The sequence below is a fragment of the Streptomyces sp. NPDC018026 genome, from assembly GCF_044327745.1.
In the GTDB taxonomy this organism is placed as follows: domain Bacteria; phylum Actinomycetota; class Actinomycetes; order Streptomycetales; family Streptomycetaceae; genus Streptomyces; species Streptomyces rubrogriseus.
This window is the reverse complement of record NZ_JBIRFY010000006.1, coordinates 96136-113385: the sequence shown is the minus strand read 5'-3', so window position 1 is coordinate 113385 and position 17250 is coordinate 96136. Positions and strand designations below refer to the sequence as shown.

Annotated in this window: 13 protein-coding genes; 6 read left to right on the top strand and 7 right to left on the bottom strand. The window is 72.6% G+C overall.

The window, feature by feature from the left end; all coding sequences use genetic code 11:
* From ACH4D3_RS20185 to ACH4D3_RS20175, 3 genes are all read right to left on the bottom strand, one after another.
* Positions 1 to 942 (bottom strand): carbohydrate ABC transporter permease, encoded by a 942-nt coding sequence (locus tag ACH4D3_RS20185; RefSeq protein WP_398323771.1) that lies wholly within the window; start codon positions 940 to 942, stop codon positions 1 to 3.
* Entirely contained in the window at positions 939 to 2315 is a 1377-nt protein-coding gene (locus ACH4D3_RS20180) for an extracellular solute-binding protein (RefSeq protein ID WP_398323769.1), read from the bottom strand. The genes ACH4D3_RS20185 and ACH4D3_RS20180 overlap by 4 nt, the downstream gene beginning before the upstream one ends.
* Before the next feature lie 132 nt (positions 2316 to 2447).
* On the bottom strand, positions 2448 to 3299 hold the full coding sequence (locus tag ACH4D3_RS20175; RefSeq protein ID WP_398323767.1) for a nucleosidase: 852 nt from the start codon (positions 3297 to 3299) through the stop codon (positions 2448 to 2450).
* A gap of 33 nt (positions 3300 to 3332) precedes the next feature.
* On the opposite strand from ACH4D3_RS20175, the gene ACH4D3_RS20170 reads away from it, so the two are divergent.
* Both ACH4D3_RS20170 and ACH4D3_RS20165 read left to right on the top strand, forming a co-directional pair.
* Positions 3333 to 3872, top strand: coding sequence for a hypothetical protein (locus ACH4D3_RS20170; protein WP_398323765.1), 540 nt, complete (start codon positions 3333 to 3335; stop codon positions 3870 to 3872).
* 39 nt (positions 3873 to 3911) lie between these two features.
* The gene (locus ACH4D3_RS20165; RefSeq protein WP_398323763.1) at positions 3912 to 6326 is read left to right on the top strand and encodes an ATP-binding protein; all 2415 of its coding nucleotides are present in this window, start codon (positions 3912 to 3914) and stop codon (positions 6324 to 6326) included.
* Here the strand turns inward: ACH4D3_RS20165 and ACH4D3_RS20160 are convergent.
* Both ACH4D3_RS20160 and ACH4D3_RS20155 read right to left on the bottom strand, forming a co-directional pair.
* Complete coding sequence (locus tag ACH4D3_RS20160) at positions 6211 to 6903, bottom strand: response regulator (RefSeq protein ID WP_109033488.1); 693 nt, start codon at positions 6901 to 6903, stop codon at positions 6211 to 6213. The two genes, ACH4D3_RS20165 and ACH4D3_RS20160, sit on opposite strands and share 116 nt — an antisense overlap.
* The gene (locus ACH4D3_RS20155) at positions 6900 to 8573 is read right to left on the bottom strand and encodes an ATP-binding protein (RefSeq protein WP_398323761.1); all 1674 of its coding nucleotides are present in this window, start codon (positions 8571 to 8573) and stop codon (positions 6900 to 6902) included. Before ACH4D3_RS20155 ends, ACH4D3_RS20160 begins: the two co-directional genes overlap by 4 nt.
* A 153-nt stretch (positions 8574 to 8726) precedes the next feature.
* On the opposite strand from ACH4D3_RS20155, the gene ACH4D3_RS20150 reads away from it, so the two are divergent.
* The 4 genes from ACH4D3_RS20150 (at position 8727) to ACH4D3_RS20135 (ending at position 13437) form a co-directional block, all read left to right on the top strand.
* Positions 8727 to 10127: a cation:dicarboxylate symporter family transporter gene (locus ACH4D3_RS20150; RefSeq protein WP_398323759.1), complete on the top strand. Its 1401-nt coding sequence runs from the start codon at positions 8727 to 8729 to the stop codon at positions 10125 to 10127.
* A 182-nt stretch (positions 10128 to 10309) separates the two neighbouring features.
* The gene (locus ACH4D3_RS20145; protein WP_127895010.1) at positions 10310 to 10708 is read left to right on the top strand and encodes a MerR family transcriptional regulator; all 399 of its coding nucleotides are present in this window, start codon (positions 10310 to 10312) and stop codon (positions 10706 to 10708) included.
* An 11-nt stretch (positions 10709 to 10719) separates the two neighbouring features.
* Entirely contained in the window at positions 10720 to 11034 is a 315-nt protein-coding gene (locus ACH4D3_RS20140; RefSeq protein ID WP_398324356.1) for a thioredoxin, read from the top strand.
* Positions 11035 to 11169: 135 nt separating this feature from the next.
* On the top strand, positions 11170 to 13437 hold the full coding sequence (locus ACH4D3_RS20135) for a HelD family protein (protein WP_398323757.1): 2268 nt from the start codon (positions 11170 to 11172) through the stop codon (positions 13435 to 13437).
* Positions 13438 to 13467: 30 nt separating this feature from the next.
* On the opposite strand, the gene glgB is transcribed toward ACH4D3_RS20135, so the two are convergent.
* Both glgB and ACH4D3_RS20125 read right to left on the bottom strand, forming a co-directional pair.
* Positions 13468 to 15798, bottom strand: coding sequence for a 1,4-alpha-glucan branching enzyme (gene glgB, locus ACH4D3_RS20130; RefSeq protein WP_398323755.1), 2331 nt, complete (start codon positions 15796 to 15798; stop codon positions 13468 to 13470).
* Between the two features lie 40 nt (positions 15799 to 15838).
* Complete coding sequence (locus ACH4D3_RS20125) at positions 15839 to 17233, bottom strand: maltokinase (RefSeq protein ID WP_398323753.1); 1395 nt, start codon at positions 17231 to 17233, stop codon at positions 15839 to 15841.
* Positions 17234 to 17250 lie beyond the last annotated feature (17 nt).

Here is a 17250-nt window from a genome sequence, read left to right as displayed (position 1 = left end):
TCAGACCTCCGTCCGCAGCAGGCGCAGGTACACGACCGAGAACAGCGAGCCGATCAGCAACAGCAGCAGTGCCACCGCCGTGCCGTACCCGATCAGGCTGTTCTGGAAGGCCTGCTCGTACATGAACAGCGGGAGCGTCTGGCTCTTGCCGCTCGGCCCGCCCCGCGTCATCACCCAGATCAGCCCGAAGACCGACAGCGTCTGGAGCGTGTTGAGCATCAGGTTGGTGCCGATGGAGCGCCGGATCATCGGCAGCGTGATGTGCCACATCCGGCGCCAGCCGCTCGCGCCGTCGACCTCGGCGGCCTCGGTGACCTCCTTGGGGATCTCGTTCAGCGCGGCCGAGTACACCAGCATCGAGAAGGCCGTGCCGCGCCACACGTTGGCGAAGGACACCGCCAGGATCGGCAGCGTGAACAGCCAGTTCTGGGAGGGCAGGTGGAGCCAGTCCAGGATGGCGTTGAGGGTGCCCTCGCGCCGGAAGAAGGCGTAGAGCAGGAAGCCCGCCACCACCTCCGGCAGCACCCAGGCCGTGACAACGATGCCACCGGTGAGCGTGCGGACCGGCTTCGACGCCCGCTGCATCAGCGAGGCCAGCGCCAGCCCCAGGGTGTTCTGCCCGATCAGCGAGGACAGCACGGTGAACACCAGGGTCAGCCATACGGCGTTGAGGAACGCCTCGTCCTTGAAGGCGCGGGTGAAGTTGTCGAAGCCGACGAAGGATTCCTGGGCCTGCCCGGTGAGCTGGAGGTCGGTGAAGGCGATGACGACGCAGTAGACGATCGGACCGGCGAGGAAGAGCAGCAGCAGGACGACGGCGGGGGAGACGGGCAGGGCGCGGAAGAGGGAGCGCCGGACGGTGCCGGGCCGGGTGCCGGGGGTCGGAGACGCGGACGTCTTCCGTACCTCCGGCCCGGCGTGCCCCGGCGCGGTGGCCGTCACTTGCTCACCACCTGGTTGTCGGTCGCCTCCTTGAGCGCCTCGTCGTAGCCGCGCGCCGCCTCCTCGACCGACTTGTCACCGGTCGTCACGCCCTCCATGGCCTCCTGGATGGCGACGGACACCTTCGGGTACGCCGGGTAGGCGGGCCGGTAGTGGGTGTCGGCGACGAGGTCGGTGAAGAACTTGATGCCGGGCTGGGCGGCGACGTAGGCGGGGTCGTTCGCGACGTCCTCGCGGACCGAGATGCCGGAGTTGGCGACGTACCACTTCTGGGCGTTCGCCTTGGTCTGCATCGTCTTGATGAACTCGAAGGCCAGATCGGGGTTGCCCGCCTTGTCCGGGATCGCCCAGGTCCACCCGCCGGACATGCTCACCCTGCCGGGTGCCTGCCCGTTCTGGGTGGGCATGGCGGCCAGCCCCAGCTCCTTCGACCACTCGGGCCACTCGTGCCCACTGCCCTCCAGCCAGTCCTGCGGCAGCCAGGAGCCGTCGAGCGCGATCCCCAGCTTGCCCTGCGGCAGCAGCTCACCGCGCACCTTCGTGCCGAAGTTGGGGTCGAGCGCGTCGGAGACCTCCGGCCCGAGCTTCTCCTTGTACACGGTCTCGACGAAGGCCAGGGAGTCCTCGAACCCCTGCCCCGCCGTGATCCACTTCTTGCTGCCCTTGTCGTACAGCGGATCGGAGCCGCCGTCCCCCGTGCCGTACAGCAGCATCTCGAAGCCCTGCATGGTCGCGGCCTCGCCGGCGGGCTTGCCGGTGTAGACGTTCAGCGGAGTGACCCCGGGGACCTTCTCCTTGATCGTCCGGGCCGCGTCGAGCACCTCGTCCCAGGTCTTCGGCTGCCAGTCGGCGGGCAGCCCCGCCTTGGCGAACACGTCCTTGCTGAACCACAGCCCCCGGGTGTCGGTGCCGTCCGGCACGCCGTACGTCTTGCCGTCCTCGCCCTTGGCCGCCGCCTTCGCCGTGTCGATGAACTGGTCCCAGTCCTCCCAGTCGGCCAGGTAGTCGTCGAGCGGCTTCAGGTACCCGCTGGTGATGTCGGAGTTGATGAGGAACGTGTCCTCGTAGACCAGATCCGGCGCGGTCTTGGGGGAGCGGAGCATCTGCTGGAGCTTGGTGTAGTACTCCGAGTCCGGCGCCTTGATCGGAACCAGCTCGACCTTCTTCCCCGGATTGGCCTTCTCGAACTGCTGCTTGATGTCGGCCAGATACTCGTCCATCACCTTGATGGAGTTGTCCGTCGACTGCTTGAAGGAGACCTTCACCGTGTCCGGGTCGCTGCCGGAGCCGCTTGAACAGGCGGCGAGCGAGGTGGCGGCGAGCGCGGTGAGGGAGAACAGGGCGGTGAACCGGACGGTGGGACGCACGGGCATGACCTCCTACGGGCACACGACACTGTGGCCTGGACGGCTGCGTGGCGAACGTAAGAGGAATGGTCTAGTCAGGTCAATGAGTGTGCGCCGGATTGCCCCCGGAGGAGGTGATCGGCCTTCCCGGCCTTGATGTCACGGATGAGAGCGCGGAGGAGGACCCTTGCCGGTGACGGGGCCGTGGAAGGTGCCGCCCCGGAAGTCGATGTGGTCTCCGCCGTACGTCGCTCCTCGGGACTCCTCCTCGGAGTCGGAGGAGCCCTCCCGAGGCCGGTGCCTGTGCAGCACCGCCACCGTCACCGCCGCGGCCCGCTCGGCGGCGCGCTGCTGTGCACCCGAGGCGTCGGCCCTGTGCTTCTCGGCGTCGGCGCGGTCGCTGATGCCCCGGATCACCAAGGCGTTCAACTGGCCGCTCAGGTGGGCCGCCTGGAGGGCGCCGGAGCCCTCCATCTCGATCGCGCCCGCGTCGTTGTAGTTCCGGCGGACGAACCGGGCGATCTCGGACTCGGTGTCTGCCAGGACGACATCCCCCGTGGCGATCGGCATGAAGTGCGCCCGTACGCCGGGCATGTCCCGCACCGCGGAACGGGCCGCCTGCTCCAGCGCGTGCGAGCCCGGCAGAGCCTTGGGCCGGACCAGGAAGCCCTCCGGGGTCTGCTTGCCGCCGTGGATCTCGTACACCTGCGTGCCCACGACGACGTCGCCGATCCCGACGTCGTCCTTCAGGCTGCCCGCGACGCCGACGAACAGCACCGCCTCGGGGCGCAGCCAGTCGATGAGCTGGGTGGTGAGGACGCCGGCCCGCTCGGCGCCCATGCCCAGTTCGGCGAGGGCGACGTGCCAGGGAGCCGACGTCAGCCGGCCCACTTCGACCCGGGTGCCGTCCCGGTGCACCCGCTCCTCCCGCTCCGCCACGTGCGCGCGGATCGCGGCGTATTCGAGCGGGAGTGCGGTCAGCACCAGAACGGTGGGCTCAATGTCCGGCATAGTCGTAAGTTACCGCTGGGAGAAGGGGATCGCGTGCCGGAACAGGACGTCACGGTGGGGCAGTTGCTGCTCGCCGAGTACGAGAGCGTGAAGAGCGAGCAGCGGGCCAGGATCGGGTTCCGGGACAACCTCCTCTACGTGACGCTCGCCGTCGTGGCCGCCGTCATCGCCGCCACGGCACAGGCGGAGCGGCCCTCGATGCTGCTCGCGCTGCCGCCGGTGTGCCTCGTCCTCGGGTGGACCTACCTCGTCAACGACGAGAAGATCTCGGCCATCGGGCTCTACGTGCGGGACGACCTGGGGCCGAAGCTGGCCGAACTCGCCCCACACGGCAGCGGGTTCGCGACCTTCGGGTGGGAGGCGTACCACCGCGGCGACACCCGGCGCCGGTCCCGCAAGACGATCCAGACCGTGATCGACCTGACGGCGTTCTGCGCGGTACCCCTGGCGGCGCTGGTCGTTTTCTGGGTGAACGGCGACGCCACCCGGCTGCTCGTCGCGCTCTCGGTGCTGGAGGCGCTCGCCGTGGCGGGGCTCGCCGCGCAGGTCGTGCGGTACGCGAAGGCGGCGTGAGCGGTGCCCCGCTGCCGCGGGAGGAGGGGAGCGGCGCGCATGGAAACGGCACTGCTGACGGCCCTGGCCGAGGGTGCGGGCGGAGACGAGGGACGCCGGGCGGTGCAGGCGCTGGCGCGGGCGGTGGGGCTCGACGCCGGTGCGTCCGTCCGGGACATCGCGAAGGCGGCGGCGGAACCGGCGCGGCGGGACGCCGTACGGGAGTGGGGCGCGACGGTGGCCGAGTCGCTCGCCGCCGAGCCGTCCTGGTACGGCGGCGATCACGCCGACTTCCGGGGCGGGCTCTTCCTGCGCGAGGTGATCGGCGTACAGGTCGTGGTCCAGGAGGGCGCCGCCGCAGTCCCGGACGCGCTGGCGGGCCTGCCGCCGAGGCCCGGCGGGTTCACCGGCCGGGAGCGCGAGACCGAGGACCTGTTGCGCGCGCTGGACCCGGCGGGGTCGCGGTCCGCGGAGTCGGCCGCCCCCGTCGCCGCCGTGTCCGGTCTCGGCGGCATCGGCAAGACCGCGCTCGCGATCGAGGCCGCTCACGTGTCCCGGGAACGGGGCTGGTTCCCCGGCGGGTTCCTCTTCATCGACCTGCACGGCTACGACCGGGAACCCGTCACCGCCGACCGGGGCCTGCGAGCCCTGTTGCACGCCCTCGCCGTCCCGCCGGACCGCATCCCGGCGACCACGGACGAGCGGGCCGCGCTCTACCGCTCGACGCTGGCCACGCGGGCCCGTGAGCGCGGCGCGGTGCTGGTCCTGGCCGACAACGCCTCGTCGGCCGACCAGGTGCGGCCCCTGCTGCCGGGTGACTCCCGGCACCGCGTCCTGGTCACGTCCCGCGACCGGCTGCCCCAACTCGGCGCCCGGCTCCTGCCCCTGGATCAGCTCGGTGCCGGCGAGGCCCACGAACTCCTCCACCGTGCCCTGGAGATCGCCGATCCCCACGACAGCCGCATGGCCGGCGACCCCCACACGGCCGAGCGGCTCGCCGGACTCTGCGGGCACCTCCCCCTGGCCCTGCAGATCGCGGTCGCCCTGCTGGCGGCGGACCCCGGCAAGCCGGTGGCCGAACTCGTGGCCGAACTGGCCGAGGCCCACGACCGCCTGGACCACCTCGACGACGGCGAGCGCAGCGTCCGCGCCGCCTTCGAGCTGACCTACCGTCGGCTGCCGCCCGAGCAGGCCCGGCTGCTGCGCCTGCTCGCTCTCGCGCCCGGGGCCGAGGTCAGCGACGAGGTCGTGGCCGCGCTCGTCGGCGCTGCCCGGCCCCCGGCGCGTGAACAGCACGCACTGGCCCGGGCGCACCTCGTGGAGCGGGGGCGGGCGCGCGGGTGGTGGCGGCTGCACGACCTGGTGCGGGAGTTCGGGGCGGGTGCGGTGGGCCGGGAGGAGGGGGACGCGGCGCGGTCGCGGGTGCTGCGGCACTACCTGGAGCTGGCCCTCGCGGCCGACGCCCAGCTGAAGCCTCACGGCGGGGAGGCCCAGGAGACCGGACCCTTCCGTGGCCGTGAGGAGGCGCTCGCCTGGTTCGACGCGGAGCGTGCCGGGCTCGTGGCGGCCGCGCGGTGGGCGGCGGACCGGCGTCAGGCCCTGGCCGCCGACGCCGTCCGGCTCGCCGAGGCGCTCTGCGAGTACCTGGACTGGCGCCGCTGTTTCGACGACGCGGTCACCGTGTGCCGGGCCGCCCGTGCCGCCGCGCACCGGGCGGGTGACGCGGCCGCCGAGGCCGCCGCGTGGAACAGGACGGGGACCGCGCTGCGGGGAAGCAGGCGGCTCAGGGAGGCGTACGACGCCCACCGGCGGGCGCGCGATCTCTACCACGCGCTCGGCCACGACAACGGCAGGGCGATGGCGGTGTCCAACCTCGGCAACATCCTCAGCGACGTGGGGCAGATCGACGAGGCCGTCGAAGCCTTCCACACCGCCCTCGGCCTCTTCCGCCGCACCGGCGACCGGCACAGCGAGGCCGGTGTGTGGAACAACCTCGCCATCCCCCTGCGCAAGTCCGGCCGCGTCGACGAGGCGCTCGACGCCCTCCGCGCCGCCCTCGACCTCTACCGGGATACGGGGGACCGGCCCCGCGAGGGCAGGGCCTGGCACAACTACGCCGTCGCCCTCAACGCGCGGGGCCGCACGGCGGAAGCCGTGACCGCCTGCCTCGACAGTCTGGACATCTGCGCGGAGTTCGAGGACTGGCACGGCAGCGCCCGGACGCTGTACGCCCTCGGGCTCGTGCACGAGACGGCCGGGGACGCCGAGCGGGCCCGCGCGCGCATGACGCAGGCCGCCGGCGCCTACGAGCGGGCGGGCTCGCCCGAGGAGGCCGAGCAGGCCCGCAGGGCGGCACGGCTCACCGGCCCCGCACCCACCGGTACACCAGCTCCGGCCGCCCCACCTGACCGTACTGCGGGCTCCGCCCCGCCCGGCCCGCGTCCACCAGGTGCTCCAGGTAACGCCGGGCCGTGATGCGGGAGATGCCCACCGCCTCGGCGACCCCGGCCGCCGTGAGGCCCTCGGAGGAGCCGCGCAGGGCGCCCGTCACCCGCTCCAGGGTCGGGCCGCTCAGGCCCTTGGGCAGGGCCGCCGGGCCGGGGGCGCGCAGGGTGGCCAGGGCGCGGTCCACCTCGTCCTGGCCGCTGGCCTCCCCGGCGGTGCCGCGGAACTCCGCGTAGCGGACCAGGCGGTCGCGCAGGGTGGCGAAGGTGAAGGGCTTCAGGACGTACTGGACGACGCCCAGCGACACCCCCTCGCGCACCATCGTCAGGTCCCGCGCCGACGTCACCGCTATCACGTCGGTGTGATGCCCCGCCGCGCGCAGCGACCGGGCCAGCTGGAGTCCGTGCACGTCCGGCAGGTGCAGGTCGAGCAGGAGCAGGTCCACCGGCGTGCGGTCCAGCATGCGGCGGGCCTCCGCACCCGTGTGCGCCTTGCCGACCGCGACGAACCCCGGCACCCGGCCGACGTACATCACGTGCGCGTCGGCGGCGACCGGGTCGTCCTCGACGACCAGGACCCGGATGGGCTGCGAGTCGGCGGTGCTCACACCGCACCCCCGGAGCCCGGTCTGCGGCCCGTCACCGCCGCCGGGGCCGACCCGCCGCCCGCGGCATCCCGCAGCGGCAGCCGGGCCTCGAAGCGGGCGCCGCCGCCCTCCGCCTCCGTCACGGTCAGGGTGCCGCCGTGCCGTCGTACCGCCTGCCGGACGAGGGCCAGCCCCAGGCCGCGTCCGCCCTCCCCGGCCTGCTTGGTCGAGTAGCCCCGCTGGAAGACCAGGTCCGCGTGGGCGGGATCGACCCCGGCGCCGGTGTCCGACACCCGCAGCACCAGCTCGGAGCCGCCGGAACCGGCACCCTCCGTGTACGCCGCCACCGTCACCCGCGACGGCACCGCGCCCTGCGTCGCGTCCACCGCGTTGTCCACCAGGTTGCCCAGGATCGTCACCAGGTCCCGGGCGGGCAGCGACGGCGGCAGCAGTCCGTCGTCCAGTCGGCTGTCCCGCGACACCACCAGCTCCACTCCCCGCTCGTTGGCCTGCGCCGTCTTGCCCAGCAGCAGCGCCGCGAGCACCGGCTCGCTCACCGCCGCCACCACCTGGTCGGTGAGGGCCTGCGCCAGTTCCAGCTCGGCCGTCGCGAACTCCACCGCCTCCTCCGCGCGCCCCAGCTCGATCAGTGAGACGACCGTGTGCAGCCGGTTCGCCGCCTCGTGCGCCTGCGAGCGCAGCGCCTGCGTGAAACCGCGCTCGGAGTCCAGCTCGCCCGTCAGTGACTGCAGCTCCGTCACGTCCCGCAGCGTCACCACCGTGCCCCGGCGTTCACCGCCGGAGACCGGTGAGGTGTTCACCACCAGCACCCGGTCCGCCGCCAGGTGCACCTCGTCCACCCGGGGCTCCGAGGCCAGCAGTGCGCCCGTCAGCTGCGACGGCAGCCCGAGGTCCGCCACCGAGGCACCCACCACGTCACCGCGCACGCCGAGCAGCTCCCGTCCGCCGTCGTTGATCAGCGCGACGCGGTACTGCCCGTCGAGCATGAGCAGCCCCTCCCGCACCGCGTGCAGCGCCGCCTGATGGTAGTCGTGCATCCGGCTCAGCTGGTCCGCGTTCATCCCGTGGGTGTGCCGGCGCAGCCGCGCGTTGATCACGTACGTGCCGACCGCGCCGAGCAGCAGCGCCCCGGCCGCCACCCCCGACAGGGCCGTGAGCTGCTCCTGCGCCCGCTTGCTGATCTCCTCGACCTTGATCCCCGCGCTGACCAGACCGACGATCCGGCCGTCGTCCACGATCGGTGTGACCGCCCGGACCGAGGGGCCGAGCGTGCCCGTGTAGGTCTCGGTGAAGGTCTGCCCCCGCTGCGCACGTTCGATGTGGCCCTGGAAGGGATGGCCGATTTCCGACGGGTCGGGGTGGGTCCAGCGGATGCCCTCCGGATCCATGATCGTCACGAAGTCCACGTCCGTGTCCCGCATCACCCGCACCGCGTACGGCTGGAGGCGGGCCGTCGGGTCCGGGGTGCGGATCGCCTCCGCCACGGACGGCGAGTCCGCGATCGCCAGCGACACCGCCCGGGCCTGTCGCCCGGCCGCCTCCTCCGCCTGCCCCCGGTCGCTGATGTAGCTGAACAGCGCGTACCCGACCACGACGACCGCTATCAGGACGGCCTGCATGGCGAAGAGCTGCCCCGCCAGGCTGCGGGGTCTCGGGACGCGGAGGTGCATGCCGTCAGTCTCCCTCGTGGCTGGATTGTGAACTAAATGAACGCAAGGGTGACCGCGCTCACACGCCGGGAGATAGTCACCCAGTCCCCACACCACACCCCCGGACGTGAGCCGCACGCCGGTGTACCGACGACGTCGTCAAGGAGGGCAGCCGTGACCAGCAACGCCGCTTCCGCACCTGCCGCACCCAAAGCCAAGCGGGACCGCACGCACTATCTCTACATCGCGGTGATCATCGCGGTCGCCCTCGGTATCGCGGTCGGTCTGATCGCCCCGGACTTCGCCACCGAGCTGAAGCCGCTCGGCACCGGCTTCGTGAACCTGATCAAGATGATGATCTCCCCGATCATCTTCTGCACGATCGTGCTGGGCATCGGCTCGGTCCGCAAGGCCGCCAAGGTCGGTGCGGTCGGCGGTATCGCCCTGGTCTACTTCTTCGTGATGTCCCTGGTGGCGCTCGCCATCGGCCTGATCGTCGGCAACATCCTCGACCCGGGCACGGGCCTCGCGGTCACCGACGCCATCAAGGAGACCGGCCAGGCGCAGGTCGACGCGGAGGCCAAGGGCACCGTCGACTTCCTGATGGGCATCATCCCGACGACGATCGTCTCCGCCTTCACCGCGGGCGAGGTGCTCCAGACCCTGCTCATCGCCCTGCTCTGCGGCTTCGCCCTGCAGGCCATGGGCAACGCCGGGCAGCCCGTCCTGCGCGGCATCGAGCACATCCAGCGGCTGGTCTTCCGCGTCCTGGCGATGATCATGTGGGCGGCCCCGGTCGGCGCCTTCGGCGCGATCGCCGCCGTCACCGGCTCGGCCGGCGTCGACGCCCTGAAGAGCCTGGCCGTGCTGATGCTCGGCTTCTACGCGACCTGCGTCATCTTCCTCTTCCTGGTCCTCGGCACGGTGCTGCGCCTCGTCTCCGGGATCAACGTCTTCTCGCTCTTCAAGTACCTGGGCCGCGAGTTCCTGCTGATCCTGTCCACCTCCTCCTCGGAGTCGGCGCTGCCGCGCCTCATCGCCAAGATGGAGCACCTGGGCATCAGCAAGCCGGTGGTCGGCATCACCGTCCCGACCGGCTACTCGTTCAACCTCGACGGCACCATGATCTACATGACCATGGCCTCGCTGTTCATCTCCGACGCCATGGGTACGCCGATGTCGATCGGTGAGCAGATCCCGCTGCTGCTCTTCCTGCTGGTGGCCTCCAAGGGCGCCGCCGGTGTCTCCGGCGCCGGTCTCGCCACGCTGGCCGGCGGCCTCCAGTCGCACAAGCCCGCCCTGGTGGACGGCATCGGCCTGATCGTCGGCATCGACCGCTTCATGAGCGAGGCCCGCGCGCTGACCAACTTCGGCGGCAACGCGGTGGCCACCGTCCTGATCGGCACCTGGACCAAGGAGATCGACAAGGACCGGGTGAACGACGTCCTCGCCGGCCGGATCCCGTTCGACGAGAAGACCCTCCTGGACGACGGCCACGGCACCGGCGGCGGCGCCGCCGAGGACGCCCCGGACCTGCCCGAGCAGGGCGGCGAGAAGGAGCTGGCGAAGGCCTGACGGCCGTACGACGCCCCGCATGCCGGGGCGGCTCCCGCACACGCCGGGCGGCTGAGGTGCTCCCCCCGTTGCTCAGCCGCCCGGTCCCCCGAAGAAGCCCCGCGCCCTCCCCCCGGCGCGGGGCTTCTGCCTTCGCGGGACTTCTTGCCTTGACGTCCGGGTCAAGGATTACGTTCGTTCCCATGCGAATCGGCGAGCTGGCCGCACGGGCCGGGACCACCACGCGGACGCTGCGGTACTACGAGTCGCGGGGTCTGCTGCCCGCGCGGCGGGGCGGCAACGGCTACCGGACCTACGACGAGGACGACCTGAAGCTGCTGCGGCAGATCAGGACGCTCCAGGACTTCGGGTTCGACCTGGAGGAGACCCGCCCCTTCGTGGAGTGCCTGCGCGCCGGGCACCCGGAGGGCGACTCCTGTCCGGCGTCCCTGGTGGTCTACCGGCGGAAGCTGGGCGAGCTGGACACGCTGATCGAGCAGCTCACGTCGGTGCGCGCGCAGGTCGCCGCGCAGCTGACGCGGGCCGAGGCGGCGGCTCCGGGGGGTCCGGAGCCCAAGTGCGAACTGGGAGGACACGGATGAGGACCAGCGGGGTGCCCGAGGTGACGGACGCGGACTTCGCGGCGGAGGTGATCGGCTCCGAGCTGCCCGTGCTGGTGGAGTTCACCGCCGACTGGTGCCCGCCGTGCCGGCAGATGGCGCCGGTGCTCGGCGCCCTCGCCGAGGAGGAGGGCGACCGGCTCCGGGTGGTGCAGCTGAACGTCGACCGGAACCCGGCGACCACGAACGCGTACAAGGTGCTGTCGATGCCGACGTTCATCGTGTTCCGCGGCGGTGAACCGGTGAAGTCGATGGTCGGCTCCCGGCCCAAGCGGCGGCTGCTGGAGGAGCTGGCCGACGTGGTCTGACCGGCCCGGCACACGGACCGGCCGACGCAGAAAAAATCCCCCGAGCAATTGCGCTCGGGGGATTTCGCTGCGTATATTCGTTGATTCGTGACTTCAGAAGAATGAGGTCGCGAAGAAGTTCAGTAGGCACAGTATATGCGGCCGGGAGTGGAATTGTCAAACACCGAATTTCCGGACGATGAATTGCTGCACGAGCAGGAATTCATCGACGGACTGTACGCGCGCGTGGACGCGCTGCGCGGCGACGCCGAGGACTCCGTGACCGACGCGCTCGCGCAGGGCAACACCCCGCAGCAGGCGCGCCTGGAGCGGGACATCCTGGTCGCCGAGCGCTCCGGGCTGCTCGCCGCGCTCAACGCGGTGGACGGCTCCCTCTGCTTCGGCCGGATCGACCTCACCTCCGGGGAGGGCCACCACATCGGCCGTATCGGCCTGCGCGCCGACGACGCCGAACGCACCCCCGTCCTCATCGACTGGCGGGCCGGTGTCGCCCGCCCCTTCTACCTGGCCACCGGCCACACCCCGATGGGGCTGCGCCGCCGCCGGCACATCACCAGCGAGGGCCGCACGGTCACCGCCCTGCACGACGAGTTCCTCGACGTCGGCGACGAGACCCGCACCGGCCACGAGGACCCCTCCGGCGACGCCGTGCTGCTGGCCGCGCTGAACTCCGCGCGCACCGGCCGCATGGGCGACATCGTGCAGACCATCCAGGCCGACCAGGACCGCATCATCCGCGCCCCGCACCGCGGCGTCCTGGTCGTCGAGGGCGGCCCCGGCACCGGCAAGACCGCCGTCGCCCTGCACCGCGCCGCCTACCTCCTCTACGAGCACCGCGAACTGCTCGCCAAGCGCGCCGTCCTCATTGTCGGCCCCAACCCGGCCTTCCTCGGCTACATCGGCGAGGTGCTTCCCTCGCTCGGCGAGACCGGCGTGCTCCTCGCCACCGTCGGCGAGCTGTTCCCCGGCGTGAAGGCCACCGCCGCCGACACCCCCGAGGCGGCGGCCGTGAAGGGCCGGGCCGACATGGCCGACGTCCTCGCCGAGGCGGTCCGCGACCGGCAGGCACTGCCCGACCCGGTGATCGCGATCGAGCACGACCGGGACGTCCTCATGCTCGACGACGACCTGGTCAACGTCGCCCGCGAGCGCACCCGCGCCGCCAAGCTGCCGCACAACGCGGCCCGCGAGCACTTCGAGGGCCACATCCTCAACACCCTCACCGACATGGTCGCCGAACGCATCGGCACCGACCCCTACGACGGCAGCAACCTCCTCGACCCCAGCGACATCACCCAGATCCGCGACGAACTCGCCGAGAACCCCGAGGTCTGGTCCGCGATCGACCAGCTGTGGCCCCGGCTCACCCCGCACCGCCTGGTCGCCGACCTCCTCGCCGCCCCCGAGGCCTTCCTGCCCGCCGAGGACGCCGCCGCCGTCCGCCGCCCGGTCACCCGGCGCTGGACCGTCGCCGACGTTCCCCTGCTGGACGAGGCCGCCGAACTGCTCGGCATCGACGACCGGGTGGCCCGCACCCGCGCCGAACGCGAGCGCGAGGAGCAGATCGCCTACGCGCAGGGCGTCCTCGACGTGTCGTACGCGTCGCGGACCTACGAGTTCGAGGACAAGGACGAGGAGGACGCCGAGGTCCTGTCCGCGCACGACATCATCGACGCCGAGCGCTTCGCCGAACGCCAGGAGGAGGACGATCACCGCAGCGCCGCCGAACGCGCCGCGGCCGACCGCACCTGGGCCTTCGGGCACATCATCGTCGACGAGGCGCAGGAGCTGTCCCCGATGGCCTGGCGGCTGCTGATGCGCCGCTGCCCCACCCGCTCGATGACCCTGGTCGGCGACCCGGCGCAGACCGCGGAGGCGGCCGGTGTCGGCTCCTGGTCGAAGATCCTCGACCCCTACGTCGAGGACCGCTGGGAGCACACCCGCCTCGGCGTCAACTACCGCACCCCGGCCGAGATCATGGACCTCGCGGCGGCCGTCGTCCGCGCCGACGACCCGGAGTTCACGCCGCCGAGCTCGGTTCGCTCGACCGGCGTACGCCCCTGGGTCCGCGCGACCGGCGACCTCCCGGCCGCCGTGGCCGAGGCGGTCCGGGAGCTGACCCCGAAGGAGGGCCGCCTCGCCGTCATCGCCCCGCGCGAGCTGCACCGGGTCCTCGCGGCCCGCCTGGACGGCGTGACGGCGGACGCCGAGCCCGACCTCACCCACCGCGTCGTCCTGCTCGACCCGCGCCAGTCCAAGGGCCTGGAGTTCGACTCCGTCCTGGTCGTCGAGCCCGGCCGCTACGGCACCAGCGACCTGTACGTCGCCCTCACCCGCGCCACCCAGCACCTCGGCGTCCTGCACAGCGAGCCGCTGCCGAAGGGCCTGGTGGACGCGGACTGACGGACGGGCCGCGCCCGCCGGTCGGGCCGGTCAGGCCGGACGCAGCCACACCGTCGCCAGGGGCGGCAGGGTCAGCCGGATGCTCGCCGGGCGGCCGTGCCACCCCTGGGCCTCCGGTTTGACCGGGTCCGGGTTGAGCACGTCGCCGCCGCCGTACCGGGCCGCGTCGGTGTTGAGTACCTCGTGCCAGGCCGGGACGTCGTCGGGCACGCCGAGGCGGTAGCCGGAGCGGACCACCGGGGCGAAGTTCGACACCGCCAGCAGCGGGGTGCCGTCGGCGTCCAGGCGCAGGAACGCCACCACGTCGTCGTCGGCGGCGTCCCCGACCACCCAGGCGAACCCGGACGGGTGGCTGTCGCGCCGCCACAGCGCGGGCGTGGCCCGGTAGACGGTGTTCAGGTCCCGCACCAGGTCGCGCACCCCCCGGTGGTCCGCCGACGCCCCGTACTCCGGGTCGAGCAGCCACCAGTCGGGGCCGTGCGCCTCCGACCACTCCGCGCCCTGCGCGAACTCCTGCCCCATGAACAGCAGCTGCTTGCCGGGGTGCGCCCACATGAAGCCCAGGTACGCCCGCTCGTTGGCACGCTGCTGCCACCAGTCGCCGGGCATCTTCGACACCAGCGACTTCTTGCCGTGCACCACCTCGTCGTGGGATATCGGCAGCACGTAGTTCTCGCTGTACGCGTACACCATGGAGAAGGTCAGCTCGCCGTGGTGGTACTTGCGGTGCACCGGCTCGCGGCTCATGTACTCCAGCGAGTCGTGCATCCACCCCATGTTCCACTTCAGCCCGAAGCCCAGCCCGCCGAAGCCGCTCGGGCCCTTGTGGTGCGTGGCCCGCGTGACCCCGTCCCAGGCCGTCGACTCCTCCGCCACCGTCACGACGCCGGGCACCCGCCGGTACAGCGTCGCGTTCATCTCCTGGAGGAACGCCACCGCGTCCAGGTTCTCCCGGCCGCCGTGCTCGTTCGGCGTCCACTGGCCCGGCTCGCGCGAGTAGTCCAGGTAGAGCATCGAGGCGACCGCGTCCACGCGCATCCCGTCGATGTGGAACTCCTCGCACCAGTACACGGCGTTGGCGACCAGGAAGTTGCGCACCTCCCGGCGTCCGAAGTCGAACTCCAGCGTCCCCCAGTCCGGATGCGCCGCCCGCAGCGGATCGGAGTCCTCGTACAGCGGGCGCCCGTCGAACTCGGCCAGCGCCCAGTCGTCGCGCGGGAAGTGCGCGGGCACCCAGTCCATCAGCACACCGATCCCGGCCCGGTGCAGCCGGTCGACCAGGTACTTGAAGTCGTCGGGGCCGCCGAGCCGGGCGGTGGGCGCGTAGAAGCCGGTGACCTGGTACCCCCAGGAGCCGCCGAAGGGGTGCTCGGCGACCGGCATCAGCTCGACGTGGGTGAAGCCGAGGTCCGCGACGTAGGCGGGGAGCTGCTCGGCCAGTTGCCGGTAGGTCAGGCCGGGGCGCCAGGAGGGCAGGTGGACCTCGTACACCGACATGGGCGCCTCGTGCGCGGGCGCGTCCGCGCGGTGGGCCAGCCACTCCTCGTCGCCCCACGTGTAGTCCGAGGCGTGCACGACGGAGGACGTGGCGGGCGGCACCTCCGTGCGGCGGGCCAGCGGGTCGGCGCGGAAGGTGCGGGAGCCGTCGGGCCGGGTGATCTCGAACTTGTACAGCTCGCCCGCGCCGACACCGGGCAGGAACAGCTCCCACACCCCGGTCGAGCCGAGCGAGCGCATCGGGTGTCCGGTGCCGTCCCAGAAGTTGAAGCCGCCGGCCACCCGGACCCCGCGCGCGTTCGGCGCCCACACCGCGAACCGGGTGCCCGCCACCCCGTCGTGCGTCGCCGGGTGCGCGCCCAGCGCCCGCCACAGCTGCTCGTGCCGCCCCTCGCCGATCAGGTGCAGGTCCAGCTCGCCCAGGGTGGGCAGGAAGCGGTACGGGTCCTCGACCTCCTGCTCCGTCCCTTCGTACGCCACCAGGAGCCGGTGGAGCGGGACGTCGGTCAGCGGCACCAGGCCGGAGAAGAAGCCGTCCCCGTCGTCGTGCAGCCCGATCCGCAGCTCCCCGGACAGCACGGTCACGGCCAGGGCGTACGGCCGGAACACCCGGAACGCGACCCCGCCGGGCACCCGGTGGGCGCCGAGCACCGCGTGCGGATCGTGGTGCGTGCCGGCGAGCAGCCGCTCCCGGTCGGCGGCGTCCGGCGCGGGGGAGACGGCGACCTCTGCCCCGGTGGCGGAGGCAGCGGCGGCGGAGGAGGCGGCGGTCTTCCGGGGCGCCTTCTTCTTCGCGGCCTTGGCCGGCTTCTTCCCGGTCGTCTTCTTCGGGTCGGGACCGCTGGACGAGGGACGGGGGGTCACGGGTGGGGCCTCCTGGGCGCGGTGGGAGCGGTCGGGGACGTCATGCCGGCTCGGGCACGGACAGGCGGCGCACCGCCGCCAGGGGCACCTTCAGCCAGTCGGGACGGTGCCGGGCCTCGTACAGGACCTCGTAGACCGCCTTGTCCGTCTCGTAGGCGCGCAGCAGCACCGGGTCGGTGCGCGGGTCGTGACCGCCCGCCTGCGCGTACCCGGTGCAGTACGCGGCCCGGCAGGACTCGGCCCAGCCCGGTGCGCGTACGTCGGCCGAGTGCGCGGCGTAGTCGAAGGAGCGCAGCATCCCCGCGACGTCCCGCACCGCCGGCTGCGGCAGCCGGCGCTCGGCCAGCGGCTTCGCCGGTTCCCCCTCGAAGTCGATCAGGGACCACTCCCCGTCGGGGGAGCGCAGGCACTGGCCGAGGTGCAGGTCGCCGTGGACGCGCTGCGCCGACCAGGTACGGCCCTCGGAAGCCAGGTCGGCCAACGCCGTGAACGCCGTCCGCAGCCCGGGCGCGTACGACCGGAGCAGGGGCACGGCCCGCGCCGCCTGCTCCAGCCGCTCGATCATGGCGTCGGCGAGCTGCCGGGCCTGGGCGTGGCCGAGGGTGACGGTCGGCAGCGCGCGGGCCAGGGCGGTGTGCACCTCGGCGGTGGCCCGCCCGAGCGCCCGGGCCTCGGCGACGAAGTCCTCGCCCTTGGCCAGCTCGCGCAGCGCCAGCTCCCAGCCGTCCGTCGCGCCCTGCAGATAGGGCTGGAGTACGCCCAGCACCCAGGTCCGGCCGGCCAGGTCCGCCACCATCCATCCCGCCGGTGCGGGCACCCGGGGGCAGCCCTCGCGGGCCAGGGCCAGCGGCAGTTCCAGGTCGGGGTTGACGCCGGGCACGATCCGCCGCAGCAGCTTGAGGATGAACGTATCTCCGTACACGATTGACGAGTTCGACTGCTCGGCGGTCATCAGCCGCGGCACCAGCCCCGTGCGTATGCCGTCGCCCGGTGCCCGCTCGAAGCGCAGTCCGCCGATGCGGGCCCGCGTGCGCAGCGCCTCCAGCAGCACCTCGGCGGGACGGGTGTCGTACAGGGCGTCGTAGGCGGTGCGTCCGGCCGCCGGGCCCTCGGTCAGATGCCCGATCAGGGCGGGTGCGAGCCGGGGCGGCAGCGCCTCGCGGGTGCCGATCAGGAGCTGGTAGCAGTCGCCCGGCTCCTGAGCCGCGCCCCCGGCCGGGGTGTGCCGCTGGTGGGCGCGGACCAGCACGTGGTGGAGGCCCAGGCGGGAGTCGGCGGGGAGCAGTTCGGCCGCGGCCACCAGGGAGAAGCCGGTGACCGGGCGGCCCTTGCCGGCGAACCAGCGCTGCCGCGGCAGCCACTCCCGCAGCAGGGGGTCGAGGGACGCGAGGAGTCCCGGCGGGCTCGTGTCGGTGCGTATGACGGCTTCCGGCATGGCGTGTCGCGTCCCTT

What these genes read in the sequence shown, in the direction of transcription:
- ACH4D3_RS20175 (WP_398323767.1), bottom strand. Translation starts at nt 3,299, where the DNA reads ATGCCGGACATTGAGCCCACCGTTCTGGTGCTGACCGCACTCCCGCTC.
- ACH4D3_RS20155 (WP_398323761.1), bottom strand. Translation starts at nt 8,573, where the DNA reads ATGCACCTCCGCGTCCCGAGACCCCGCAGCCTGGCGGGGCAGCTCTTC.
- ACH4D3_RS20135 (WP_398323757.1), top strand. Translation starts at nt 11,170, where the DNA reads ATGCGGCCGGGAGTGGAATTGTCAAACACCGAATTTCCGGACGATGAA.
- ACH4D3_RS20180 (WP_398323769.1), bottom strand. Translation starts at nt 2,315, where the DNA reads ATGCCCGTGCGTCCCACCGTCCGGTTCACCGCCCTGTTCTCCCTCACC.
- ACH4D3_RS20125 (WP_398323753.1), bottom strand. Translation starts at nt 17,233, where the DNA reads ATGCCGGAAGCCGTCATACGCACCGACACGAGCCCGCCGGGACTCCTC.
- ACH4D3_RS20145 (WP_127895010.1), top strand. Translation starts at nt 10,310, where the DNA reads ATGCGAATCGGCGAGCTGGCCGCACGGGCCGGGACCACCACGCGGACG.
- ACH4D3_RS20165 (WP_398323763.1), top strand. Translation starts at nt 3,912, where the DNA reads ATGGAAACGGCACTGCTGACGGCCCTGGCCGAGGGTGCGGGCGGAGAC.